Annotated in this window: 16 protein-coding genes; 11 read left to right on the top strand and 5 right to left on the bottom strand. The window is 57.2% G+C overall.

Features of this window, described 5'->3' with window-relative positions; all coding sequences use genetic code 11:
- Positions 1 to 22 precede the first annotated feature (22 nt).
- From KB449_RS23485 to KB449_RS23440, 10 genes are all read left to right on the top strand, one after another.
- The gene (locus KB449_RS23485; RefSeq protein ID WP_282910675.1) at positions 23 to 1927 is read left to right on the top strand and encodes a glycoside hydrolase family 127 protein; all 1905 of its coding nucleotides are present in this window, start codon (positions 23 to 25) and stop codon (positions 1925 to 1927) included.
- A gap of 149 nt (positions 1928 to 2076) precedes the next feature.
- On the top strand, positions 2077 to 2313 hold the full coding sequence (locus tag KB449_RS23480; RefSeq protein WP_282910674.1) for a hypothetical protein: 237 nt from the start codon (positions 2077 to 2079) through the stop codon (positions 2311 to 2313).
- 533 nt (positions 2314 to 2846) lie between these two features.
- A complete protein-coding gene (locus KB449_RS23475) occupies positions 2847 to 3797 on the top strand; it encodes an NHL repeat-containing protein (RefSeq protein WP_282910673.1) in 951 nt (316 codons plus the stop codon).
- A 588-nt stretch (positions 3798 to 4385) separates the two neighbouring features.
- Positions 4386 to 4952, top strand: coding sequence for a cupin domain-containing protein (locus KB449_RS23470; protein WP_282910672.1), 567 nt, complete (start codon positions 4386 to 4388; stop codon positions 4950 to 4952).
- Between the two features lie 223 nt (positions 4953 to 5175).
- Complete coding sequence (locus tag KB449_RS23465; protein ID WP_282910671.1) at positions 5176 to 7488, top strand: glycoside hydrolase family 95 protein; 2313 nt, start codon at positions 5176 to 5178, stop codon at positions 7486 to 7488.
- 542 nt (positions 7489 to 8030) lie between these two features.
- Positions 8031 to 9404 (top strand): extracellular solute-binding protein, encoded by a 1374-nt coding sequence (locus KB449_RS23460; RefSeq protein ID WP_282910670.1) that lies wholly within the window; start codon positions 8031 to 8033, stop codon positions 9402 to 9404.
- Positions 9405 to 9463: 59 nt separating this feature from the next.
- A complete protein-coding gene (locus KB449_RS23455) occupies positions 9464 to 10354 on the top strand; it encodes a carbohydrate ABC transporter permease (protein ID WP_282910669.1) in 891 nt (296 codons plus the stop codon).
- A 16-nt stretch (positions 10355 to 10370) separates the two neighbouring features.
- Positions 10371 to 11207 (top strand): carbohydrate ABC transporter permease, encoded by an 837-nt coding sequence (locus KB449_RS23450; RefSeq protein WP_282910668.1) that lies wholly within the window; start codon positions 10371 to 10373, stop codon positions 11205 to 11207.
- A gap of 45 nt (positions 11208 to 11252) precedes the next feature.
- Positions 11253 to 13430, top strand: a complete 2178-nt coding sequence (locus KB449_RS23445; protein ID WP_282910667.1) for a hypothetical protein — start codon at positions 11253 to 11255, stop codon at positions 13428 to 13430.
- Between the two features lie 15 nt (positions 13431 to 13445).
- Positions 13446 to 15812, top strand: a complete 2367-nt coding sequence (locus KB449_RS23440; protein WP_282910666.1) for an alpha-L-rhamnosidase-related protein — start codon at positions 13446 to 13448, stop codon at positions 15810 to 15812.
- Between the two features lie 58 nt (positions 15813 to 15870).
- On the opposite strand, the gene KB449_RS23435 is transcribed toward KB449_RS23440, so the two are convergent.
- Positions 15871 to 16767: a helix-turn-helix transcriptional regulator gene (locus KB449_RS23435; RefSeq protein WP_282910665.1), complete on the bottom strand. Its 897-nt coding sequence runs from the start codon at positions 16765 to 16767 to the stop codon at positions 15871 to 15873.
- 177 nt (positions 16768 to 16944) lie between these two features.
- Here KB449_RS23435 and KB449_RS23430 point away from each other — a divergent pair, with 177 nt between their 5' ends.
- Positions 16945 to 19164 carry a glycoside hydrolase family 36 protein gene (locus tag KB449_RS23430; RefSeq protein WP_282910664.1) on the top strand — a complete coding sequence of 740 codons (2220 nt, stop codon included), beginning with the start codon at positions 16945 to 16947 and terminating at the stop codon, positions 19162 to 19164.
- Between the two features lie 388 nt (positions 19165 to 19552).
- On the opposite strand, the gene KB449_RS23425 is transcribed toward KB449_RS23430, so the two are convergent.
- The 4 genes from KB449_RS23425 to KB449_RS23410 form a co-directional block, all read right to left on the bottom strand.
- Complete coding sequence (locus KB449_RS23425) at positions 19553 to 21127, bottom strand: DUF3502 domain-containing protein (RefSeq protein WP_282910663.1); 1575 nt, start codon at positions 21125 to 21127, stop codon at positions 19553 to 19555.
- Positions 21128 to 21296: 169 nt separating this feature from the next.
- A complete protein-coding gene (locus KB449_RS23420; protein WP_282910662.1) occupies positions 21297 to 22181 on the bottom strand; it encodes a carbohydrate ABC transporter permease in 885 nt (294 codons plus the stop codon).
- 12 nt (positions 22182 to 22193) lie between these two features.
- The gene (locus KB449_RS23415; protein WP_282910661.1) at positions 22194 to 23150 is read right to left on the bottom strand and encodes an ABC transporter permease; all 957 of its coding nucleotides are present in this window, start codon (positions 23148 to 23150) and stop codon (positions 22194 to 22196) included.
- 397 nt (positions 23151 to 23547) lie between these two features.
- On the bottom strand, positions 23548 to 25824 hold the full coding sequence (locus tag KB449_RS23410) for an AraC family transcriptional regulator (RefSeq protein ID WP_282910660.1): 2277 nt from the start codon (positions 25822 to 25824) through the stop codon (positions 23548 to 23550).
- Between the last annotated feature and the right edge of the window lie 137 nt (positions 25825 to 25961).

The following is a 25961-nucleotide window of genomic DNA, read 5'->3' as shown; positions in this document are numbered from 1 at the left end:
TCCCATTGAAGGAGAGATTGACATGCAGGTTAGACTTAGTGATCAGTTTTGGCAGCCCAAGGTGCGGCAGACGGCCCTCGCGACGATTCCTTATCAGTGGAAGGCGCTGAACGACGAGATTGAAGGCGCGGAGCCCAGTCATGCCGTGGAAAACTTCCGAATTGCGGCCGGCGAGCAGACAGGCACATTTTACGGAATGGTTTTTCAGGACAGCGACGTGGCCAAATGGATCGAGGCTGCCGCATACAGCCTGCGCCAATATCGGAACCCGCAGCTCGAAGGCGTCATCGATGCGGTCGTCGACTTGATGGGCAGGGCCCAGCAGCCTGACGGTTATTTAAATACTTATTATTCGGTCGCCGAGCCCGACAAGCGGTGGACGGACTTCGCATTCGGTCATGAGCTCTATTGCGCGGGGCACCTGATCGAAGCGGCGGTCGCTTATTACGAATCGACGGGCAAGCGGACTTTCCTGGACATCATGTGCCGCTACGCGGACTATATCGACCGGATCATGGGGCCCGAGTCGGAGCGGACGCACTTGTACTGCGGGCATGAAGAGATCGAGCTCGCGTTAGCCAAGCTGTACCGGACGACGCAGGAGGAACGGTATTTGAAGCTGTGTCGCCATTTTATCGAGGAGCGGGGCAAGCAGCCGAGCTTTCTCAAGGACGATCCGGGGTTCGGCTTCCAATTCAAGGACCGTTGGTTCGAGCTCGATTATCATCAGGCGCACGCCCCGGTGAGAGAGCAGGAGACCGCGGAAGGCCATTCCGTGCGGGCGATGTATTTGTACGCGGCCATGGCGGACCTGGCGATCGCTTACGGCGACGATACGCTGACCGCGGCGCTTCGCAAGCTATGGGACCATGTGACGTCCAAGCGAATGTATATTACCGGGGGACTCGGCTCGCAGGAGCATGGCGAGCGGTTCACGCTCGACTACGATCTGCCCAACGATACCGCGTACACCGAGACTTGCGCGTCCATCGGACTGGTCATGCTGGCCTCCCGAATGCTCCGGCTCGAAATGGACAGCCGATTCGGGGACGTGATGGAGCGCGTTCTGTACAACGGAGTTCTGAGCGGCATGTCGCTGGACGGGACGCGTTATTTCTACGTCAACCCGCTGGAGGTTCATCCGGCCGTCGCGCAGTATCGTTACGATATGCAGCATGTGAAGACCGAGCGCGTGCCGTGGTTCGGCTGCGCTTGCTGCCCGCCCAACATCGCGCGGCTGCTCGCCTCTCTGGATACGTATTTCTTTACGCAAGACGAAGCGGAGATCGCCATGCATCTATACGGTGCCAACGAGAGCAGCTTCCAGGTCCGGGGGCAAAAAATCAGCTTGCGGACGGACACACGTTATCCATGGGACGGTACGATCCAGGTTCGCGTACAGGTCGATGCGCCGACCGATTGCGCCATTGCTTTTCGCATACCAGCCTGGTGCAGGCAGCCGAGCATTCAGGTGAACGGAGAGCCGGTGGCGCTGGATGCGATCGTCACGCGCGGCTATGCGCGTATTCGCAGAACGTGGACAGACGGCGATGAGATTCTGCTTCACTTGCCGATGGTCGTCGAGCGGATCGAGTCGAACCCCAAGGTGCACGAGAACGCCGGTAAAGTCGCTTTGCAGTACGGCCCGATCGTCTATTGCCTGGAGGAAGCGGACAACGGCGCCGACCTCACGGATATTAGCCTGGCCGAGGACGCTGAATTGGTCGCGGAATATAGGGAAGACCTGCTGGGCGGCACCGTCGTCCTGACCGGGGAAGGACTGCGTTCGGAGGAGCACTCCTGGCGCGGCGAGCTCTACAGGCCGGTCAACCGGCAAAAGAACGGCGTCCGCATCACGGCGGTGCCCTACGCCTACTGGGGCAATCGGCAGCCGGGCGAGATGACGGTGTGGATTCGGGAGAAATAACGGTTTTGATGCGGGAGAAGTACCGGCTGCGATAAACGAATCGCGGCGTGGACAACCGCACATTTCTCTATCAATCCAATCAAGGCGCGTACATCTCTCATACGTTGATATCAGCCTTGCCGGCATACGTATAGGGAGGTTGGAAGCGAATGGGAATGTACGAATTCTGCGTCAAACACCAAAACCGCAGAGTGCGCGTGACTACGCATAACGGGGCCTTTGAGGGAACCATCGTGGGCGTGGACTGGGATAATCTGTACCTGCGGCCTGCCAAGGGCGAATTGACGTTGTCCGCATGGGGCGTCGGCTATGGCGGCTACGGCGGCTGGGGGGCCGGCATCGTCGCGCTGTCGCTGTTTACGCTGCTGGCGATCGCGCTGATTTAAGATTCATGGGAAAAAACGCAAACGGGACGAAGCAGGAAAGCCTCTGCTTCGTCCTGTTTGTGCGAGACTGCAACATCCCCTCCTTTACCGCGTCTGAATAAATAACAATAAATGGGGGGGATACAATTGCGTGTAAACGGAACGAAGTGGGCTGTGCTAATTGGGGTATTATGCGTGTGCGTAATGGGAGGGACGTTTATCGGACAATCCTTAAACTATGCCAAGGCCAATCATGCCGGCAAAGTTGTCGCAAAAGAACCTGATCCGCGGCCGCGGGAGGAGATCACGAATTTCACTAGCGTTGAACCCAAAGACGAACCGTTGGTATTCGCGATTAGCCATCATCCGGCTGTACCGGCCGACACCAGCAAGAAATAACAGAAACGATATGACGCGGCGCTCCTCTCGGGGGAGCGCTTTTGTTTTATACGCGCCATCCAGTGGGATTTGTCTCAAATTGTCCTCGCCTGTTACGAAATAGGGGAGTTGTGGTTATATATTTGATGACCATCAACTAGAGGGGAAGGGATATTTTGAGAAAAGCAAGCCTGCGCTTCACGATGCTCGTTTTCTTGATCGCGCTCGTCTTCCAGTCGACGCCGACCAACGCCGCTACCGCCACCTATGCCGACCGATTGTATTCGCCGATGTTCATCACCAAGATCTCCGGACTCTACTTTATCACCGACTCCTGGAATCATAGAATTCTCTACAGCCGAGACGTGAAGCTTCCGATCAGCCAGTGGAAGGTGCTCGACGATTACATAGCCGCTCCGCACTCCATCGCGGGCAACGGCACCATTTTCATCACCGAAGACACCGGCCGAGACCGCCTGATCGTGTATACCCTGACGACCAAGGGCTTCGTCAGAACGCAGGCGATCGGCGGCATTACGGGCAGACCGCACCGGACCATCTACGATCCGGCCACCCAGAAATTCTACGTCCTCACCTCGGACACGCAGAACATGTACACCCTATCGGTCAAAGACGGCCATGTCGTGATCGACAGCAAGAAGAACCTCCCTTATATGGAGGCGTCGTATGTCAGATCCTTCTCGATTATCGACGGCCTGATGTACTTCGTAAGCGGACCGAACCAGATTCTGGTCGCCAATTACAAGGACGGCACCTTCTCCCTGCAGCAGAAGTACGACGTGCCGGAAGGCTACCGGGCGATGAACGATATTAAGAAGATCGGCAACTACTACTACATCACGGTGTATTACAACCAGTTCATCCGGCTGAAGGACTTGTCCGATTTTAGCACCGCCGAGAATCTGTATACGAAAATGGGTTTCAAGGGCGTGCCGTACTACATGTCCTACTTCGATGGCAAAGTGTACGTCACCGAGATCGACTCGTACTCGGCGATCCGCTCGTTCAAGGTGTACAACGACGAGATCTCCAAGATCGACGTCATGCACGATTACGGCCCGCCGAACGCGGCGGTGTTGAATCGGAAGAAGATTCTGGGGACATAAGAGAATAAGAGAATAAGAGAATAAGAGAATAAGAGAATAAGAGAATAAAACGAAAATCCCCTCGAACGGAAGCGCCGTTGGAGGGGATCTTTTTGCGGAAATTGGTGTGTTTAGGAGGGGACGGCGGTGCGAGGGCGGTGGTCGTGGGTAGCGGTGCGTGGGCGGTGGTCGTGGGTAGCGGTGCGTGGGCAGCGGTGCAGGGGCGTAGGTGCGTGGCGGTGCGTGGGCGGTGGTGCGTTGATAGGGAAAGCGTTCGTTCGGCATACCTAGGCTTGGCGGCGCGGAGTTTGCAGGTCAAAAGCCTGCATATGCGCATGTATTTTCTGTCGGCCAACGGCACTTGATGAAATACATGCAAATATGCAGGTATTTTCAAAGCACAAGTACGAAATCCGGCTGATCGAGGAAAAAGCCTGCATTTTTGCATCTTTCCTATCCCAAAGTGGCGAAATCGGCCTAAAAAGATGTATATTTGCAGGCATTTCGGCATTAGAACGATGCAGCGACGATTGCTACCTATGGCGGCCAAGGTACATTTGCCCACGCCGGGCATACGATGAAGTAATCAAGCGCGAAGGGATGAACGCAATGCAAGCTTTGCACCAAGCCAATCCGAGCCTGGCGTACTCTTATTATGTATGGGAGCTATACCGCAGCTGCAGCTACCCCTATTTTGAGCAGCCTGCGTATCTGTCCTATCCGTCCCCGTATGGCAACGAGCGGTTCAGCGCGCAGCCCGCGCCAGCGAACGCCATCAAGGACTACGGGAAACAACCGGTCGTCATTAATATTGAAAAGACAGCGAAGCAGAACGACACGTTTCGTACTGCCATCTGGACGGGTGAGCATTTTCAGGTGACCGTGATGAGCATTCCCGTCGGCAGCGACATCGGTCTTGAGGTGCATCCTCACACGGATCAGTTCATCCGGATCGAAGAGGGCCAGGGACTGGTGCAGATGGGAAAAACCAAGGACCGGCTGGATTACCAGGTTGCGGCTGGCGAAGGAGACGCGGTCATGGTTCCTGCCGGCACCTGGCACAACGTGACCAATACCGGCAGCCAGCCGCTTAAGGTGTACGTGATCTACGCGCCGCCGCAGCATCCCTTCGGGACGGTGCATCAGACGAAGGCGGATGCGATGGCTGCCGAATGAGCGCGATTGTAATTTAAAACAAAGAAGTCGACCCGGGTGGTCGGCTTCTTTGCTTGGGGAGAGCGTCATGGCATCGAGACGCTTATTGCAGGACAAAAATGTATAAATAGGAGAAAAAGGAACATCGCTATCCCAAGAAATTGGCGATTCGTTGACCTATACTTGAGGGGACTTGCTTGGATTGCGATCCGCCAAGCGACCCGAAAGTAAAGGAGTGCGAAGAATGAAGCTGTTGTCTGAAACGCTGATGTCCTACGATGAGCCGTCCGGCGACTGGAACTCGGCGCTGCCGATCGGCAACGGGCGGCTCGGCGCCATGGTGTTCGGCACGATCGAAGAGGAACTGATCCAGTTCAACGACGACTCCGTCTGGTACGGCGGTCCGCGCAACCGCAACAATCCGGACGCTCTGACCTATCTGCCTGAAGTGCGGAAGCTGGTATTCGAAGGCAGGCTCAAGGAAGCACATCGTCTGGCCGAAGCCGCGCTATCCGCCACGCCGCGCAGCGAGCGGCATTATCTAACGGCGGGCAATCTGGTGATCCGGTTCGATCATCCCGAGGGCGTGGCGGCGCGGTATCGCAGGGTGCTCGACCTGGCATCGGCCGTCGCGTCCGTCGCATACGAATACGGCGGGGTGAAGTACCGCAGGGAAGTATTCAGCAGCTTTCCGGACCAGGCCGTTTTCATTCGTCTCACGGCGGATCGGGCCGGGGCGATCTCTTTTAATGCGCGCTTTGAGCGAAATAAAGGGCGTTATATGGACGCGTCGGGGCGAGCAGGCACGGATACGATCACAATGAGCAACGATTGCGGTGGGCGGGACGGGCTGTCCTATACGGCAGCGGTCAAGGCTGTCGCCGAAGGCGGGCAGGTTCGCATCATCGGCGAGCATCTATTCGTTGAAGGCGCCGATGCCGTGACGCTCATTCTGACAACGGCAAGCACGTTCCGCTATCCGGAGCCCGAGCGTCAGTGCTTGGAGGTGTTGAAGGGCGCGGCGGCTGAGACGTACGATCGGATAAAAGCGAGACATATTAAGGATTACGCGCCGCTATTCAATAGAATGAAGCTGACGCTGGGCTCGCACACGGATGCTGCGAACGACCGATCCGTCGCACAACGGCTGACGCAGGTCGCGCAGGGTGCGGAGGATGCAGGGTTGATCACGCTATATTTCCACTTCGGCCGTTACTTGCTCCTCGCCAGCAGCAGGCCGGGCTCGCTCCCGGCGAACCTGCAGGGCATCTGGAACGACTCGATGACGCCGCCGTGGGACAGCAAATACACGATCAACATCAACACGCAAATGAACTATTGGCCGGCGGAGTCCTGCAACCTCGCGGAATGCCACGAGCCCCTGTTCGAGCTGGTCGAGCGCATGCGGGAGAACGGCAGGGTGACGGCCCGCGAGATGTACGGCTGCCGCGGGTTCGTCGCGCATCACAATACGGACATTTGGGCGGATACCGCGCCCCAGGACATTTACGGTCCGGCTACGCAGTGGGTGATGGGCGCAGCCTGGCTGAGTCTGCATCTGTGGGAGCATTACCGTTTTGATCCGGACGAGCGGTTCTTAAGGCGCGCCTACGATACGCTAAAGGAAGCGGCGTTGTTTTTCGTCGACTTCCTGGTGGGGAGCCCCGAAGGGTATCTCGTAACCAATCCTTCGGTTTCCCCGGAGAACGTCTACCGGCTGCCGAGCGGCGAGACCGGCACGCTGTGCTACGGACCGGCGATGGATACGCAGATTATCGCGGAGCTGCTGGATGCCTGCATTCAAGCCAGCTTGATCCTGCACACGGACGAGGCGGACCGCCGCATGTGGGAGGAGACCAAGGCGCGTCTGCCGGAAATGAAGATCGGCAGGGGCGGCCGGCTGCAGGAGTGGCTGGAGGATTACGAGGAGCAGGAGCCGGGGCACCGTCATATCTCCCACTTGTTCGGCCTGCATCCGGGCACGACGATCAGTCCGACCGAGACGCCGGCGCTGGCGAATGCGGCTCGCGAGACACTGCTGCACCGGCTGGAAAACGGAGGTGGACATACGGGCTGGAGCCGCGCCTGGATCATCAACTTCTGGGCGCGTCTCCTGGACGGAGAGCAGGCCTACGACCATACGATGGCGCTGCTGCGCATGTCGACGCTGCCGAACCTGTTCGACAACCATCCGCCCTTCCAGATCGACGGCAACTTTGGCGCGATCGCCGGCATCGCCGAGATGCTGCTCCAGAGCCATCTCGAGCATGTCGCGCTGTTCCCGGCGCTGCCGGCGGCATGGCCGGCCGGCAGTATCACGGGTCTGCGCGCGCGCGGCGGCTTCGAGCTGGATCTGGCGTGGCGCGACGGCCGCCTGACGGAGGCGCGCATCACGTCGACCGGCGGCGAGACGCTCCGGCTGCGCGTCGGCGCAGGCGAACCGATCCGGGCGCTGCGCCTGGACGGCAGCCCGGTCGAGACGGCGGCGGAGCATGCCGACGGCTTGCTCGCGCTATCGATGCGCGCGGGAGAGACCGTGGTTATCCGGCCGCTATAGCCGGCGAAAGACAAAAACGCTCGTCCCGAGATGATAATCCGGAACGGGCGTTTTTGCGTTGAGCCTCAGTCGGGGGGGGGAGCGGTCGAAGTAACGCTGTACGACGCCACTTATGCCCGAGTCGCACCACGAAAGAATAGAAGCCACTGAATGAATGCTGCAGGTACATACAGCCTTCGGGCTGGTACAAGATCACTCAGCGTGCGCAGACTTAGCCTGCGCACTTTTTTTGTTGCCGAATAGTTGAATATAATATACATCGTCTTATTTAAAAGCACGACTATTCTTGGTTATGTTAGCCCCTAACGGATGTTCTCTAGGTTCTTTGAATGTAAAAACGTAAGTTTAAATAATGCAAAAATAAGGTTTGTAGATCGCATTTTTTTATTTATATAATGCCATATAATGAATGACAGACGGAATTAAATATTACAAATTCTGTCTAACATTCGAAATTCATTTCTATCGCCCAGGGGGGAAACAGAGAAGAATGGCGGCATTATATGAAAACGCTTCATAACATTCAAGAAGGAGCTAAAACAATGAATCCAAAAAACAAAACTTATGTTTATGCCTTTCATTTACTGGTCGCTGTCATGCTTGTCGCGTTACTGGCCGGATGCGGAGGAGAGAAGAAGGAGACGTCTGGCGGAAGTGCTTCGTCTTCAAGCGCCGCGCCAAAGACGCTGAAAGTAGCTTATTTTAAGGGCGGTTACGGTGACGCCTGGTTCCTGGCGCTAAAGAAGGAATTCGAGAAGGTCCATCAGAATGTGACCGTCGAGCTCGAAGGAGACGCGGGCATCATGGACAAATTGGACCCTCGCTTTGAATCGGGCAGCAATTTGCCGGACGTGGCCTTCCTCATCCACTCGGACAAATGGCAGATTTGGGCGGGCAAGGGCTATCTGGCCGACTTGTCCGACATTTATGACGGGGACAGCCTTGACGGCGGCAAGTTCAAAGATACGATGAACGAGGAAGCTCAAAAATTCGTGTCCGACAAAGACAAAATATACGCGCTTCCTTGGTCCGACGGGCTTCTTGGCATGGTGTACAATGCGGGCATGTTCGAGGAGAACGGCTGGGAGGTTCCGAAAACCTGGAAGGAATTTGCGCAGCTTGCGGATCAAATGAAGGCGAAAGGCATCGCGCCGATCGTGTACCCTGGCAAAATTCCCGGCGGGTACATGGACTTCTTGGTGAAGCCGATGATCGTGCAGGCCGGGGGCTTTGATTATCTGGACGAGCTTCTGAAGATGGAGTCGCCCGAGCCGCTTAACAATCCGGCTAAAAAGCAGGCACTGGAGCAATACGAGGCATTATTCAAAAACGGTTGGGTACTGAAGGGCTCGGAGGCGGTCAATCATACGGAAGCTCAAATGCTGTTCCTGTCCGGCAAGGCAGCCATGATTCCAAACGGGCATTGGCTGGAGAACGAAATGAAGTCGTCGATTCCGAGTGGTTTCCGAATGAAAATGATGCCGGTCCCGCTCGTCGACAACCCCAAAGAAACGAATATTGCATTCAGCATGGTAGGCGGCGATATTACGGTTATTCCGACGAAAGCAAAGGAAATGGAACTGGCCAAAGAATTCGTTCGCTTCGCCGCGACGAAGGAAATGAACAAGCAGTTCACAGCGCTTACCGGCGCCCTGCGTCCGTTCAAGTATGACATGGATGGCGTCCAGGTGAGCGAGTTTACGCAAAGCGTCGTGGATATCATGCAGAGCTCGAAGCCGTTTACGTTCAACTCGAGCAGCCCGATGTACATGAAGTTCGGAGGGATCTTCCCGTCCGGCGAGTTCAACGGCAACATTTCGACCGGCACAAAGACCGCGGATCAGCAGTTCGAAGACGATTATAAATTTGCCAAGGATAAGTGGGACGAATACGAGAAAGAGTTGGGATTGAAATAGCTAACGCTGCCCGGTTCCTTCGCAGGAACCGGTGCAGCCGGATTTGGAGGATCGACTGCATGAAGCGCAAACAGAAGCTGTTCATCTTTACGATGCTGGCCTATCCGGTATTGCACTTCCTCGTCTTTACCGTGTTCGTCAACTATCAGACCGTCGTCTATTCCTTCAAGCGCTGGAACGTATATACCGGAAAAATCGAATGGGTGAACTGGGACAACTACCGCAAAGTATTCGAGCTGATCGGCGAAGACCCCGTTTACCGGTACGCGGTGCAAAATACGCTGTTGTGGATTCCGCTCAACGTTCTCGTCCTGCTGCCGCTCTCGATTGTGGTAGGGTACGTGTTGTCGCAAAAAGTGAGATTCCATTCGTTTTACCGAGCCGTCTATTTCTTGCCGACGATTATCTCGATCGTCATTATGACCATGGTTTTTTCGTTCGCTACGAGTCCCATCATCGGCATCGTCAATCCGCTGCTCGGCTGGATCGGCCTGGACGGTTGGCAGCGATCCTGGCTGGGGGATACGCAGACTGCGCTTCCAACCGTGTTTTTCTTTTGCGTGTGGGCGGGCATCGGGTTTTACGCGACGATGATTATGGGCGCGATCGCGAGGATTCCGCAGGAAATTTTTGAGGTGGGCAAGCTCGAGGGGCTGTCGAAAAGAAAGGAGCTCGTCCAAGTCATCGTTCCCATGATCTGGCCCAATATCTCAGCACTTATCTTGATCGGCACGAGCTCCGCTTTTACGATTTTCCTGCAATCCAAGCTGTTGACCGGCGGGGGCCCCAATTCGACGACCAACACAGTGGCGCTGCAAATTACGGTATTGATTCAGAAGGGGGATTACGGGCTAGCCTCGGCGCTCGGCATCATGTTGATCCTCGTCGGCTTCGGAATTACGTACGCCGTGAAGTATGCGCTTGACCGCAAGACCGTCGTCGAATACTGACCCAGGAGATGATCAAGTGAATTCGTTCCAACGAAAAGGAAGCGGCCTGCTGCTCCAAATTGGACTTTTCGCCTATGCCACGACCATACTGTATCCGTTTTTGTGGATGGCGATCAACGCCTTCAAATCGAATCCGGAGTTTTATGCGGATGTGTGGTCCTGGCCGGAGAAACTGCGTTGGTCCAATTACGGCAAAGCATGGCAAGAGAGCGGTCTCGGCAACTATTTTTTTAATAGTTTCTACATTACTGCGGCAGGCACGTTTCTGTCCGTAATATTCTCGTCGATGGCCGCTTATACGGTGGCCAAGTACAAGTTTACGGGAAAAAACGTCGTCTACTTTTTCGCGATCAGCTCGTTTCTCATTCCGCAGGTCGGGTCGCTGGCCGCGCTGTATAAACTGATGCTCGACCTGCACTTGTACAACAGCCATATCGGGCTGCTGATCTTATATTCGGGCGGCCTAAGCATGAATTTCATTATTTTGCACGGCTTTTACCGAGGAGTTTCCTGGGAGTACGGGGAAGCGGCGTTCATCGACGGGGCGAGTCATTGGCAAATTTTCTTTCGTATCATGCTGCCGCTGAGCGGACCTAGCATCGCTGCGGTGAGCCTGGTGACGATGGTGTCTGTCTGGAACGATTATTTCCTTCCGTTCATGTTTCTACAGGACGACCGTCTGTATACGATCTCGGTCGGCTTGTACGACATGATGCTGAAGCAGCAGTATGCGGCGGACTGGACGACCTTGTTCGCCGCGCTGACGCTATCCGTCCTTCCGATCCTGTTCGTATTTATCCTGTTCCAAAATAAACTCGTATCCGGCTTTACGACCGGCGGTCTGAAAGGCTAGAGCTGAATCGGCGGAAAATCGGATCGCGAAAAGGAGAGAATTTTTGTGAAAATGTACAAGGTTGCCGCAAGGTCGATTGCCTGCATGTTCACGCTCGCCGCTTGTTCGTTTGGATTTGCATGGCAGCCGAATGCGGCCGATGCCGCCACGGTCTCGCCGTTCCCGATAGGCATCTTCTACCCGCCCGAGCCCGCGGAGACCAACGATGCCGCTTACGCAGACATTGCCAACATGAACGCCACGTTCATTGTCGGGACCAATAACGTCGTCTCGCATGCTTCGAACGAGCGGGCGCTCCAATACGCCGCAGCGCATGGTCTCAAACTGCTCGTTCACGACTACGGCTTGGAATTAAAGAGCGAGATGGCCGTGCAGCGGAGTGCCGGTGACGGATGGAGGGCGCGGTCGGATCGCACGATCGGGCAGACGTTCGCTTCGCCCGCGTCGGGGACTGGGTGGTTTCTCGACCATGTCGCGCTCAAGGTTGACAAGACGACGCTGCCCAGCAATGCCAAGCTGAAGCTTTGCGTATACGACAGTCCGAGCAAGACGACGACGATCGGCTGCGACGCCGTAACGGGGCCGATCGACAATGACATCGTAGAATTCCAGATCGCGCCAAACCTTAATCCTACGTATGCGTCGTTCTCTAATATTAACGCGAATCAGACGTATTATATGGAGCTGCAAACGAACAGTTCGCGAGAAGGTGCGCGGATCGCGGTCAGCGCGAACGATTCGTATGCGGGCGGCCAGGCTTACCTGAACGGAACGCCGCAAGCGAAGGATCTGTATTTCGAGATCCGTTATTCCCAACTGGCCTCGGCTTACGGACAGGGAGACAGGCCGTCCGACGCTTATCTCGATACGCTCGTCGATTTCTATAACGCGAATCCTGCCGTGCTTGGTTACAACCTTAAGGACGAGCCGACGGTCGATCTGATGGTGCGCCTGCAGGAAGTACAGCAACGGCTCAAGACGAACGACCCGTCGCATATGGTGTACGCGAATTTGCTGCCGAGCTCTGCGGAAGGGTTGTTCGGTTTTCGGCCGATGGCCGGCGATTACGTTACTTCCGTCACGCCGCTTGGACAGACGTTCCGCACCGGGCCGAATGTTAATTTCATCAATACGATTCAAATGTACTTCGACCGCTCTCAAATGACGGCGGGCGAAGCGCTTAAGCTCACTTTATGGAATTCCACGGCTAAAACGACCAAGATCGCCGAAACGACGATTACCTCTGCTTCAACCAACTGGCCGCAGTTTCCGATCAATACGGCGGTCAGCGCCAATACCCTCTACTACATGGAGTTGACACATAACGGCGGGGGCGACAATTCGGTCGGCTGGGTCATTCATACCAACCTGGGCGAGAAGTGGGAGAAAGATGGTACCGCCTATGTCGGCGGAGCGCCGATCAATGCGGACTTCTGGTTCACGATCAACCAAAACATTACCCCGCTGACATACGAGGATTACGTGTACCGATGGGTCAGCAAGCATCCGGACGTTCTCGTGTTCGACCATTATCCGTTTCTTGAAGCCGGGGCATTCAGGAACGACTATTTTGAAAACCTGGAAGTGATTCGCCGGCAAGCGCTGCTTGGCAAGGTCGACTTCTGGTCGTACATTCAATCGGTCGGTATAACGGGCACTTATCGCGTGCCAAGCAAGGAAGAAATGCGTTATCAGATCTACACCAATCTGGCCTATGGCGCCAAAGGCTATATTTATTTTACCTATTGGACGCCGCAGGACAGCGTTTGGAACTCGCCTTTCCACGACGGCATCATTTTGCCGGACGGAACGAAAACCGGCTCTTACGCATCCGCCCGTGAGATTAACGGCGAGGTATTGAAACTAGGACCGTCGCTTAACTCGCTGACTTCGCAAGCGGTCTACCATACGGGGGCGATTCCAACCGGCGCCGCAGCGCTTCCGGCGAGCTTTTTCTGGAAACCGACGGACACGACGAAGCCAACCGTGATCGGGTCCTTCGTGAACGGGAGCGGACGCAAGTACGTCATGGTCGTGAACAGGGATACGGTAAATTCGCGAACGTTGACTTTCGCCTTAACGCCGAAGCCGACGGCCGTTACCGAAGTGTCCAAGACGACGGGTGCGGAGGTTGCGACGAACTATAACAGCGGGACCGGGCAACTGTCCGCCTCATTTGCGCCCGGGGAAGGAAAGCTGTTTGCGCTGCCCGCAGGGTATTGACGGCGATAGAAAACGATGAAAATCGACCAAACGAATCGAACATGGTCTGCCCAATGGATATGGGCGCAGAACGGAGACGGCAGCGATTCCGTCGCAAGCCGCATCGTGTATTTCCGGCGCGCGTTTTATCTCCCGCCTTCCCGCAAGTGCCGATTGATCGTCGATGTTTCGGCGAGCAGCCGCTACCGTCTTTACCTCAACGGGGAACCCGTAGCTTTCGGGCCTTGCCCGGGGGATCGGTGGACGCAATACTACGAGACGGTCGATCTCTCCTCTATGTTAAGGGAGGGCGGGAATGTGCTGGCGGCCAAGGTGCTTCATTATGGAGAGGACGGCACGAAGCCGCTCGCCATCATCGGCGCTCCGGTGGGAGGGTTCCTGCTTGAAGGTCATGTTTACGCTGAGGAAGGTCTGCTGGAATCGCTGTCTACAAACGACTCGTGGCGATGCCTGCCGGACGAGGCTGTCGGATTTCAGCCGCAGGCGCTCACGGTAACGGGAGGATTGGAGGAGGCGGATGGCGGACGGCTCCCGCACGGTTGGCAGCGAACCGATTATGACGATTCGCGATGGTCTCCGGCGGAGGCGATCGGAGAATCGCCGAACACGAGCGTCTACGGCATCGTCGGCGCGTGGCCCCTTGCTCCGCGGCCGATTCCGCTCCCGTTCGAGCATCCCCGCGCCTTCGCTCGCGTGGTACGTAGCGAGGGAATACATGATGATCGGTGCTATCAAGCTATCATAAGCGGCGGAACCCCGCTTGTGCTGCCGGCCCGAAGCAAAGTTTCGCTAGAGCTGGATGCGGGGGAACTGGTTAACGGTTTTTTGAGGATCGCAACCGAGAGCGGCGGGGGAAGCGAGATTCGCTTGCTCTGCTCGGAGAGCTATGTAGACGGCGAAGGCCGAAAAGGTAACCGTGATGATCATGAAGGGAAAGGGCTGTGCGGGGGAACCGATTCGTACCGCGTCGGCGGTGCGGATCTGTCCGAGCGCGAGGAATACGAGACGTTCGACTACCGTACGTTTCGCTTCGTGCGCCTCGTCGTCGAGGTGGCTGAAACGCCTTTGACCCTGTGCAGCATCGATTACCGCGACACCGGATACCCGCTGGAAATCAAGGCTTCCTTCGCCTGCTCCGACGAAACTTTCGCTCCCATGTGGGACATCAGCATCCGAACGCTGCGGCGTTGCATGTTCGAAACTTATATTGACTGTCCGTATTACGAACGGCTTCAATACATTATGGACACGCGACTGCAGGCGTTGTTTACGTATCGAATCGGCGGGGATGACCGATTGGCGCGCAAAGCGATTGACGACTTCCATAAGTCCATGTTGCCGAACGGCATGCTCCAGAGCCGCTTTCCTTCGAACGAGGCGCAGGTCATCCCGGGATTCGCGCTGCACTGGGTCATGATGGTTCACGATCATTATGCGTATTGGGGTGACGCTTCGCTCGTACGACGATACCGGCCGACCATCGATGCGGTGCTGGACTGGTTCGAACGCTCGGTAACGGACACGGGGCTCGCAGGTCCGGCCCCAAGCGGGTATTGGTCTTACGTCGACTGGGTCAGGGAGTGGGAGGAATCGAAAGGCGTTCCCGCCCCGGGCCAGTCATTGCCGCTTACCGTATACAATTTTATGTACGCGAATGCGCTGCAGCAAGCCGCTTTATTAAACGAAGCAACCGGGCGCACGGATACGGGCAAAGAATACCGAATCCGGGCGAGCCGCACGATCGACGCGGTGAAGCGCCACTGTTGGTCGCAGGAGAGAGCGCTGTTCCAAGACGCGCCTTCGTTAGATCAATACAGCCAGCACGCCCAGCTATGGGCGATACTTGCCAATGCCGTCGAAGGGAAGGAGGCTGTGCGTCTGGCGGAAAGCATGCTGGACGAGAATTCGTTAGCGAAAGTATCTTATGCGATGGCCTTCTTCCTGTTTCGGGCGGCGTCGGCCGCAGGAATATACGACCGGACTGTCGGCATGTGGGACTTGTGGCGGGAGCAGATCGGTCTCGGTCTGACGACGTGGCTGGAGGACCCAGTCTCGCAGCGCAGCGATTGCCATGGCTGGGGAGCATCCCCCCTTTACGAATGCACCGGCGAATGGCTCGGCGTGAAGCCGGGCGCTCCCGGCTATGAGCGAATCTTGATCCAGCCTCGAATCGGATCTTTGACTTGGGCGAAGGGAGGCGTGTCAACGCCCCATGGGGTCGTGAACGTCGCATGGGAGCTTGACGAGCGAAGCGGAAAATTCCGTCTGCGTGCGAGCGGGCTACGCGGCAAGCCGACGGAGATTAGGTTGCCTGATGGGACGAAGCGCCTATTCGAGCGTACAGACGAGATTCATGTGGTCGCCGACCTTCAAGAAAAATAGATGGATGACGAGCATGCTACCGATGGACGAGGCTGAAAACCCCGCGAAGCGTGGGTTTTCAGCCTTTTTTCTTAAACGTTTTGCGGAACTGTAAGGGCGAGATCCCTTCCTTGTTCGAGAAGCAGCGCGAAAAATAGGCGGTTTGCTGAAAACCTACTTCCTCCGCGATTTGCGTAACGGATAGCTCCGTCTTCATGAGCAGCAGCTTTGCCTGCTCCAAGCGATATTGCATCAGATACTCGACCGGGGTATAGCCGAGCACTTTACGCATGCTGCGCGCAATGTAATTGGGGTGAAAGTGCAAGGCCTCTCCAAGCATCGCATTCGTGAACGGATGCTTATAGTTCTGCTTCAGGAATGCCTCCGCTTCTTCGGCCAGCCGTACGGCCTGCGTATCGTGAACGGACTTCTGATCGCGGTGCAAGTCCCGGATCAGCTCGGCCAAGATAGACTGATGCTGCCACAGCACCAGGGATTGTGGCTCCAGCTCCGATTGAATCAGATGCTTGAGCGCATCGAACGTTTTTCCCGGGGAAGGTATCATGCCGTATTTAGGCAGCGCGATGGTGTACACGCGATGAAGGGGGAACTTCGTTCGAACCGACTGCAGCTGGACGAGTCTGTCCTTGTCGGGCGGCCGCTGGTCTTCCGGAACCTCCCACCATTCGCCGGCAGGCATGAAGTGCAGCCAGTAGTGATGCGTTTCCTCTTCACAGGGGCCGGCGGAGTAATGGTGCAGGTCCGGGCGCAGGATCAGCATCTGTCCGGGGCCGACCCGCCAGCTTCGCCGCTCTTCCGCGATTCGAAGCGTACCGCTTTTCACGAGCAGCATATCGAACACGCCGATCGCGTATCGGTCGGGGTGCTCGTCACCCGGATAATACGTATTAATTCCGCCTATTACGTAAAAGGGCATAGGAGGGGCGACCATATACAGCATCGATCCGGGCTCCATGACAGCACTCCTAAATTAAAGTTAAATGATGCAAAAATGAAATCACATCAGGCGTCGTTTTATGAAATTGTAGCAGAATCCGTATTCGTTTGATAGGTTATTATATTGCAAATTCTAGGTGCTGGAGCCGACGGAAACCGGTCGGCCGAAGCTGGCTTCCCGGAAAGAAGGATACGAATGAAGGAACACGCGAACAGGATGACGATCGAGCATGAAGGGATGCATCTCGGCTTTGCGCATACCGAAAAAGGTTGGATGCAGATCACCTTGAATACGGCCAAGGCACTGCAGGAGCGGGTCCCGGGCATTCCTTTTTCCAATTTTCAGCTGGCCGTTGCAGGGCGACCGCATGGATACAATCCGGCACTGATCACCGGGCTGACCGCCCTGCCTACGGAAATGGGGCTGGTGTCCGAATCAGCAGACGCCGAAGGCATGCAGCTTCTCTATCGGCACGAACAGTTGCGGCTGAAGGTACAGGTCGATATGCGATTTATTCCCGGAGCGGCTGCGATCCGGCAGACAACCGTTGTCACCAATGAAGGGGATTCTCCGGTCGTGGTGACCCACCTGTCATCGATGTGCGTGCAGGGCGTCGCCACGGACGGGCTTCTACCCTGGTACGACAAACGGAAGATCCGCGTTCACTACTGCCGCCAAACCTGGAATGGGGAAGGCCAATGGCGCTTTGGAGATCTGGAGGAATTGGGCTTGTACCCGACATCGGTGCATCCGAGCACGTCGGCCGTCCATTTCTCTTCGGTCGGCAGCTGGAGCACAGGCAAGCTGCTGCCGCTTATGGTACTGGAAGACCTGGAGACGGGAAAAACCTGGTATTGCCAGCTGGAGACGTCCGCGAACTGGCATCTGGAGATCGGCTACCGCGGCTCTTGGGACGACGACAGCGGCGGCTTGTTTATTCATGCTGATGGAGCCGACGAGCGGTTCGGGGGTTGGAGCAAGCGACTACTGCCGGGCGAGAGCTACGAAGCGGTTCCGGCGGCGTTCGGCTGCTGCGAAGGCGACTTCACCGATGCGATCAGAGAGCTGACGGCATATCGCCGCTACTTGACGAAGGGACTGTACGAGGAATTGCGACCAGCTGCCGTTGTCTACAATGATTATATGAACACGCTGTGGGGCGATCCGTCAAAAGAGAAGCTGATGCCGCTTGTCGATGCGGCAGCCGCTGCGGGCTGCGAATATTTTTGCATGGACGCGGGGTGGTTCGGCGAGATTGGCACGTCATGGAGCAGCGGTCTCGGCGATTGGCAGCCGAGCCGCGACCGCTTCGGCGAGGAGGGACTGGCGTCTTTCCTCGCCTATATCGCGGGCAAAGGCATGGAGCCCGGCCTGTGGCTGGAGATGGAAGTGTGCGGCGAAAACGCGGCACTGGCCACTAAGCCGGACGACTGGTTTATCCGCCGTTACGGCATTCGCGTGGGCGGGGGGGCTCGGTCGTTTCTCCAATTCGGTCATCCGGACGTGCGATCTTATATGCATGGCGTCGTCGACAGCCTCGTAGAGATGGGTGTTCGTTACTTCAAGAACGATTACAATCTGTGCATCGGGCCAGGCGACGATACCGGAGGCCAGGCGGCTGCGGAGGGCTTGCGGCAGGCACTTACGGCATTTTATCGCTTCATTGACGAGGTGAGAACGCGCCACCCGCATGTAAGGCTGGAAAGCTGCAGCTCCGGCGGCATGAGGGCGGACTATGAAGCACTGGCCCATTTTCATCTGCAAAGCTCCAGCGATCAAGAGGATTACCGCAAATATCCGTCGATCATCGGCGGCAGCTTGGCGGCGGTTCTGCCGGAGCAACTCGGCATCTGGGCTTATCCCAACCCGCTGCTCTATCAGGATCTGAAAAATCCGGAGATCTTGAAGGAGACGGACCGGCTGGCGGCGATGGCCGATGGCGAGCAGACGATCTTCAACATGGTGAACGGCATGTGCGGCAATCTTTATCTGTCCGGCCACATCCATCTTGCCGATGAGGCGAACCGCATGCTGATCGCGGAGGCGGTCGAACTGTTCAAGCGGGAGCGCGCTTTCATCTCGCAAGCCTATCCAATCTGGCCGCTCGGCTTTACGCGGATCAACGACGGGTTGAGTTGGGCTGCCGTCGGGCTAGCATCTAGGGATCGTTCTCGGCTGCTGCTGTCGGTCTGGAGGCTAGGGGATGGCGACGAATACCGGACGATTCCGCTGGTCGGTTCGGACGGCGTGAGCAGAGCGGGCGGAATTCGGGCGGATATCGTGCAGTTGTATCCTTGCGAAGGTTATGCGGTTGATTGCCACTATAGCCCGAAGACGGGACAGCTGACCGTTCGAATGCCCAAGCTGTATCAGGCGCGGCTATTCGAGATTCGTTTCGCAGGGAACTACGGATGAGAATAGATAATTGCGGGACTTGAGGACAAGAATGCAGCCCGACTGAGGCAGCGGTGCTGCAAGCTGACGGCTTGCTCGCGCTGTCGATGCGCGCCGGGAGACCACACACACCGGTTGCTATAGCCGGCGAAAGACAAATAACGCTCGTCACGGGATGGCAATCCCAGGGACGAGCGTTTTTTGCGTTGAGCCCGAATCGCGGCGTGAGCGGTCGAAGTAACGCTGTACGAAGCCACTCTAGCACAAGTCGCGGCGCGGAGGTCGAAGTACACTGCACGAATCCACTTCCTGCCCGAATCGCGCCACAAGTGTTGCAGAAAGTGCCAGATGAGACGACTTCAGCCCAAGCCGCCCCACACATGGGGCAGCTTGAGCTGAACACAACTACCTATGCCTTCGGTTTATTTGCATACCACGCCGAGAACTGCTTCTGATATTCCGCGATATACTTGTCGAGCCCCGCGGCCTTCAGCTTGTCGAGCGCCTTCGGGAAGTAGGTGTCGTAGTCGACGAAGCCGCTGGCGATCGGCGCGATGAACTCGGTGAACACGCCGTTCAGCTTGGACTCCTCGTTTTTGACGGCCGTATTGTCGAAGTTGAAGCCTGCGGTCTTGGACAGGATCGCGTCGTCGTCCCAATGCTTGTACTGCTCGATGAAGTCGTCCGGCACGCTCTTCTCGAAGCGCATGAACTTATCGTTCATCATCATCCAGTCGTCCAAGAAGAGATCGGACGTCAGCTTCGTCACGCGGCCGTTCTCGTCGATCGAGTAGTCCTTGTCCTTGATGCCGTAGGTGAACAGGTCGTACAGCTCCTGGTTTTTCTGCAGCAGGTTGAAGAAGGCGACGTAACGCTCGGGGTGCTTCACGTTGGCCGACACGAAGTAGGCGGTGTTGTACGTGCCGCGACTAATCTTCGGCCGGTCGTTTTTGCTCAGGAAGTAGTTCTGCAGCTTCGCGGTCGGCACCGCCTTCGTGATGCCCGCGATGCCTTCGATCGGACGGGTCGCCGTGCCCGGGAAGAACATCGCCTTGCCCGCGTTCCAGTCGGACATCAGCTGCGGCTGGTTCGTGACGGCATACTTCGGAATGATGCCTTTCTTGTACCAGCCGTTCATCAGGCCGGCGTATTTCTTGAATTCAGGCGTTTCGTACCAGCTGATCAGCTTGTCGTCTTGGGCGGCCTCATTCACCGCGATGAAGTTGTTGATCCAGTTCAGGTTCTGGTCGGTGTACTCGTACATGAGCATGTAGGTGGCGTCCGTCGAGGCGAAACCGATCATGTCCGGATATTTGGCGTGCACCTTGTCGTAGTACTGCTCCAGATCCGCGAGCGAGCCGATCGTCGTCATGCCGACTTCCTCGAGCAGATCCTGGCGGACCATGACGCTGTAGAAGGCGGCCGAGCTGGCGCGGTTGCCGACCGGAATCGCATACTGCTTGCCGTTCTGCTTGAAGGCGTCGAACGAAGCGGCCGCGACGTTGCTCTTCAGATCCGGCGCATACGTATCGACGTAGGGCGTCAAGTCCGCATACAAGCCCTTGGATACGGACTTGGACATATAGTTGATGTCGGTGTACGCGGCGAACTCTTCGCCGGAGGAGAGCATGAGGTCCGTCTTGCCGCCGCCGTATTCGGACCAGGGCAGGTAGACGTATTCGATCTCGGCGTTGATTTCCTTCTTGACGAGATCCTTCAGTTCATTGCTGGCGAGCTCGGCCATGCGCTTGGACTGCCCCGTGTAGAACAAGAGCTTCAGCTTGACCGGTTCGGAAAAGTCGGGCTTGGACGGATCGTTCGCGTCGGATGACGCTGCGCCGGACGAAGCCGCGCCGGAAGATGCAGCCGGTGAGCTGGACTCGGCAGCGCCGCCTTCGTTCGATTTGGAGCTGCAGGCGGACAAGACGAGCGTGATGGTGAAGACGAGGGCGAGCAGCGCCCTGGAAGCATTGCGACGTACCATGGAACATGACCTCCTGGATTTTTTTTTGGCGTTTTGGGAAGCGATTTCAGAATACGTTTACATGCCGTTCGCGGCTATCTTAAGAAAATGAAAAGCGTTAAAAATCAACGGTTTGATGGCCTTAAAAAACATGAAATCGCTTTAGTTTTATGAACGAAGCTGTCAAAGGTCAGCCTTTGACGGAGCCGACGACGATGCCTCGGACGAAGTAGCGCTGCAGGAACGGATACAGGATCGCGATCGGCAGCACGGTGAGGCAGGTCATGGCGAGCTTGGCCGTCTCGAGTGGAGGCGCGATGAGGGCGCCGCTGATCCTTGAAGCATTCCCCGAAGCCAGAAATTGAATGTTAGCCATCATATAGTACATCATGTACTGGATCGTAAACAGCTTTTCGTCCGTGACGAGCATGAGCGGGAGGAAAAAGTCGTTCCAGAACTGCAGCGCGTAGAAGAGCGCAATGGTGACGAGCCCGACGCGGCCGAGCGGCAGCATGATGCGGAAGAAGATCAGGTAATGCCCCGCCCCGTCGATCTGCGCCGACTCGACGACCTCGTGCGGGATGCTTTTGAAATAGTTGGCCTGCAGGTACATCAGGAACACGTTGAGCAAGTAGGGCAAGAACAGGCCGGCCAGCGTATCGTTCAGATGATAGTACTTGGTCGTCAAAATGTACCAGGGGAGCGTTCCCCCGCTGAACAGCATCGTGAAGTAGGCGAAGAAGGCGAAGGCGCCGCGGAACCGGAAGCCTTTGGCGGTGATGACGTAGGCGTAGGCGGACGTGACGAGCACGGCGGACACGGTACCGAGCACCGTGATGCTCACCGAGTTCAGGTAACCGCGGATGATCTCGTCCGATTTGGAGCCGAACATGAATTTATAAGTATCCAGCGTTAAGCCCTGCGGCAAAAAAGAGTAGCCGTTCGCCGCGATCTTGGCCTCCGACGAGAGCGAACCCGATACCGCGAGGATGAACGGGATTAAGCAGATGGCGGCGAACACGCCGATGAATACGTAGAAGAAAATCAGCAGCGTTCGATTTTCCCGGATTGCCATGACGCGTCCCTCCTAAAATAGTTTGCTGTCTCTGTCGTACCAGCCGGCCAGCTTATTGGCGACGAGCACGAGCACGAGACCGAATACGGACTGATAAAGCGTGATGGCCGACGCGAAGCCGAACTCGCCGGAACGGATCGCGGTCCGGTATACGAAGACGTCGATGATGTCGGTCGTCGGCAGCAGCAGCGGATTGAGGAAGGTGACGCCCATGATCATGCTGAGGTCGCCCTTCAGCATGCCGCCGATGCTCAGCAGCGTGAGCAATATAATAGAAGGAATGAGCATCGGCAGCGTGATCTTGGTAATGAGCTGCCACCGGGACGCGCCGTCGATTCGCGCCGCCTCGTAGTAGGACGTATCGACGCCTTGGAGCACCGCATAGTATATGATGGCGCCGTGGCCTGCGCTTTTCCAGATGTTCGCCAGCACGAGCACGACGACGAACAGCCACGGATGCGCATACCAGTCGATCGGCTGCATGCCGATGCCTTCTAGCATGCGGTTGACGATCCCCTTCTCGAAGTCGAGCAGGGAGAACAGGATGGCGCCGATGACGATCCACGAGATGAAGTAAGGGAAGAACATGACGCTCTGCGTAATTTTGATATAGCCCTTGCTCCGCAGCTCGTTCAGCGCGATGGCGAGCGCCACCGAGAAGAAGGTGCCGGTCAGCATGTACAGCACGTTCAGCATGACTGTATTGCGCGTCGCCCGGATGGCGCTGTCCATGCTCGAGAAGAAGAAGTCGAAGTTGTCGAAGCCCGCCCAGGGACTTCCGAAGATGCCGCCGTTAAAATTGTAATTTTTGAACACGAGGATGAGTCCGCTCATCGGCAAATAAGCGAACAGAATCAGCGCGATCACGCCGGGCAGCGCCAGCAGGAACAGCGAGCTGTCGTTGCGCAGCGACCTCAGCCATTTGCTTCGCCCTTGCGCCTTGGGCGTCGGATAAGCTTTTTCCGTCATCGAGATTCACTCCTTGTCATGCGGTTGGTGGATGGGGCGCCAAAGCAGCTTCGCATCGATGCGTGGACCGAAAGCGCTTTACTGACCCAAGCTTATTCACCCTGACGGCAAAGCGCCATCTCAAAGAAATGAAATCGCTTAAAAAATCGAAGCGAAGCCCGCCTTCAATAAAATGAAATCGCTCAAAAAAACGAAAACCCCGGATCCGGCGCGGATTCGGGGCTTGCGAACGAGGATTTCGGAGAGGTTAGCGGTCGAGGCTTATGATCGAGAGTCGCGAACGACGAATGCAATCGAGGCTAGCGATCGAGGCTAGCGGTCGAGGCTAGCGATCGAGGCTAGCGGTCGAGGCTAGCGATCGAGGCTAGCGGTCGAGACTCGCGGACGACGCTTGCGGTCATTCGCTCTGCTGCACGATGTGATTGAGCCGCCACTTGGTCGGCGTCATGCCGTACCGCTTTTTGAACAGTGTCGTGAAGTACGTGCTGCTGCCATAGCCCGAGCGCTCGGCGATGGTGCGGATGTCCAGTTCTAGCTCGTCCACGAGCAGGGAACGGGCATGCTCCAGCCGGACGAGGTTGACGAAGTCTGGGAAGCTGCTGCCGGTCGATTCGGTGATCAGGCGGCTCAGGTACGGCGGGCTGATCGCGAGCTTGTCCGCTAGCGCGTTCAGCGACAGCATCGGATCGGCGAAGTGCTTGCGGATATGGGCGATGGCTTCCCCGGCGACGTCACGCGTCTGCACGGCGTTGCGTTCCTTTAATTTCTCGTAGGCTCTGAAACTTAATTGCTCGAGCCACGCTCTTAGCTCCTCGTAGCCGGCGAAGCTCCAGATGCGCTGGTACAGTTCGAGGAAGTCCGCGTGCCGCGGGATTCCGCCGGCCGCGCCCGTGTCCGCGATGGCGGACAGCTCCGAGGCGATCCGCGACAGCGCGATCGTCGCCTGTTCGGCGCGATAGCCGCCGGCTTCAGCGAGCGCGCGCTCCACCGCGCGCGGGATCAGCTCGTGCTTCTGCTCGCGGACGACCTGCAGCACGGCTTCGAGCGTCTGATCCGGCATCGGCGCGTCCGACAGCTGTGCGGCGTCCTCGGCGTAGACGACGGGTGTTCGGTACTGGAACTTCATGTACTGCAGGCAATCTCTCGCCTCTTCGTACAGCGACTTCAACTGGGAAGGATCGGCGGACAGCCGGCTCACGCCAAGCGCGCCCTGCGTCCCCGGCCAAGCGCGGACCAGCTGCTCGAGCTCCTCCCAGCGCTCGCGGGCGATGCCCTGATCGCCGAAGCTGCCTTCGCGCGCTTCGCTGACGATCAGCACGGCCGTCCCCGGGCTCGGGAAGAAGCCGCGGCACGCGCAGGCACCCTCGAACAAAGCTTCGACCGCCCGCGGCAGGTCGCGAAGCCGCGCCATCCGCTCCGCGTCGGTCGCGTCCGTCGGGGCCTCGCCTTCGCCGAAGCGCTCGTCCAGCCGCAGCACCGCGACGCAGAAGGCCGCGCTGCCGGGGCCGCCGCCCTTCAGCAGCGGCAGCGCCGAAGGCACCGCTTCGCCCGAGCGGTACGGCGTGGTGAGCCAGGACAGCAGCGCGCTGTCTTCGTTCTCGCGCTTGAGCTCGCCGAACCGGCCGGCGATCCGCTCGAGCTCCCGGTTCGCCTCCTCGAAGCCGCCCGCGCCCGCGAAGGCGAGACGCTCGCCCGACAGGCTGCGGATGTTGCCGAACAACGCGCCGATCGGCTTGTACATGCGATGCGACACGAACGCCGCGACGCCCGCCGCAGCCGCCGCGAGGACGACGCATAGCGCGATCAGGAGCACCATGGCGTTGGAGATGTCGCGGATGCTGTTGCGGTAAGACGTCTCAGACAGATACCAGAGCCCCTGCTTGGCGGCCAGGCGATACGTGATCAGCTGCTTGGGGCCGCGATCGGGCTTCCAGACGAGCGTGCCGGACGTGCTGCGCCCGCCGACGATTCGCCGCAGCAGCGCCTCGTCGTAGTCGTCGCCCGGCGGACCGCTCTGCATGAGTACGGCGCCTTCGGGGCTCAGCACGGCATAGTGCGTATCGCTGTCCGCGACGTCCGTGAAGATGTTCTCCTGAAGCTTGCCCAGATTGGTCGAGATCGCGATGGCGCCGGTGTATTCGCTGTTCGCGTACACCTTGTCGTTGTAGTACGTCATCATGACGGTTTCCTTGTCGCCGTTGTTGAGCGTCGCGGTCCACAAGAAGGGCGAATCCTTGATCAAGCCGTCCCGAATGCGTTCGTACAGCTCCTGCTTGGACGCCTTGCTGAGCGGATTGTTCTCGAACATCATGACCGGACCGTCGGCGCCCATGATATAAGCGTTTTCAAGATACGGGTTGACGGTGAGCGTCCCCTTGATCTGGCTGAGCGCGCTGAACAACTGGTCGCTCCAGCTGCTGTCGCCGCTCTGCATGACCGAGTTGATGTTCGGGTGGCGGTAGAAGGCGAGCGTATAGTTTTGCACCGAATCCATATATTTGGCGAACACCGTCTCCGTGTTCAGCAGCACGCTATCGTTGGCTTTGTTGACGTAGTCGATCGTCTTGCCGCGGAACCAGAAGAAAAGGGCGGTAGCCAGGACAAGCACCGAACAGATCGAGATTAACGTCAAGCTCATAAAAAACCGGATTTTCAGCCGTCTTTCCCCGTTCATGCCCATCGCTCCTTTGTAGACTTACTATAAAGGATGTCGAGGCGATTGTTAACTGTCTATTGCATGGCAATCGAAGGTGTGAGGACAAGAAAGTATAAAAAAATGAAAAATGAGCACGGGAATGCCAATAATTTAAC

It is taken from the genome of Cohnella hashimotonis (assembly GCF_030014955.1).
Taxonomy (GTDB): Bacteria; Bacillota; Bacilli; order Paenibacillales; family Paenibacillaceae; genus Cohnella; species Cohnella hashimotonis.
This window is presented reverse-complemented; position numbering and strand designations above follow the sequence as displayed.

What these genes read in the sequence shown, in the direction of transcription:
- KB449_RS23485 (WP_282910675.1), top strand. Translation starts at nt 23, where the DNA reads ATGCAGGTTAGACTTAGTGATCAGTTTTGGCAGCCCAAGGTGCGGCAG.
- KB449_RS23480 (WP_282910674.1), top strand. Translation starts at nt 2,077, where the DNA reads ATGGGAATGTACGAATTCTGCGTCAAACACCAAAACCGCAGAGTGCGC.
- KB449_RS23470 (WP_282910672.1), top strand. Translation starts at nt 4,386, where the DNA reads ATGCAAGCTTTGCACCAAGCCAATCCGAGCCTGGCGTACTCTTATTAT.
- KB449_RS23465 (WP_282910671.1), top strand. Translation starts at nt 5,176, where the DNA reads ATGAAGCTGTTGTCTGAAACGCTGATGTCCTACGATGAGCCGTCCGGC.
- KB449_RS23460 (WP_282910670.1), top strand. Translation starts at nt 8,031, where the DNA reads ATGAATCCAAAAAACAAAACTTATGTTTATGCCTTTCATTTACTGGTC.
- KB449_RS23455 (WP_282910669.1), top strand. Translation starts at nt 9,464, where the DNA reads ATGAAGCGCAAACAGAAGCTGTTCATCTTTACGATGCTGGCCTATCCG.
- KB449_RS23440 (WP_282910666.1), top strand. Translation starts at nt 13,446, where the DNA reads ATGAAAATCGACCAAACGAATCGAACATGGTCTGCCCAATGGATATGG.
- KB449_RS23435 (WP_282910665.1), bottom strand. Translation starts at nt 16,767, where the DNA reads ATGGAGCCCGGATCGATGCTGTATATGGTCGCCCCTCCTATGCCCTTT.
- KB449_RS23430 (WP_282910664.1), top strand. Translation starts at nt 16,945, where the DNA reads ATGAAGGAACACGCGAACAGGATGACGATCGAGCATGAAGGGATGCAT.
- KB449_RS23425 (WP_282910663.1), bottom strand. Translation starts at nt 21,127, where the DNA reads ATGGTACGTCGCAATGCTTCCAGGGCGCTGCTCGCCCTCGTCTTCACC.
- KB449_RS23420 (WP_282910662.1), bottom strand. Translation starts at nt 22,181, where the DNA reads ATGGCAATCCGGGAAAATCGAACGCTGCTGATTTTCTTCTACGTATTC.
- KB449_RS23415 (WP_282910661.1), bottom strand. Translation starts at nt 23,150, where the DNA reads ATGACGGAAAAAGCTTATCCGACGCCCAAGGCGCAAGGGCGAAGCAAA.
- KB449_RS23410 (WP_282910660.1), bottom strand. Translation starts at nt 25,824, where the DNA reads ATGAACGGGGAAAGACGGCTGAAAATCCGGTTTTTTATGAGCTTGACG.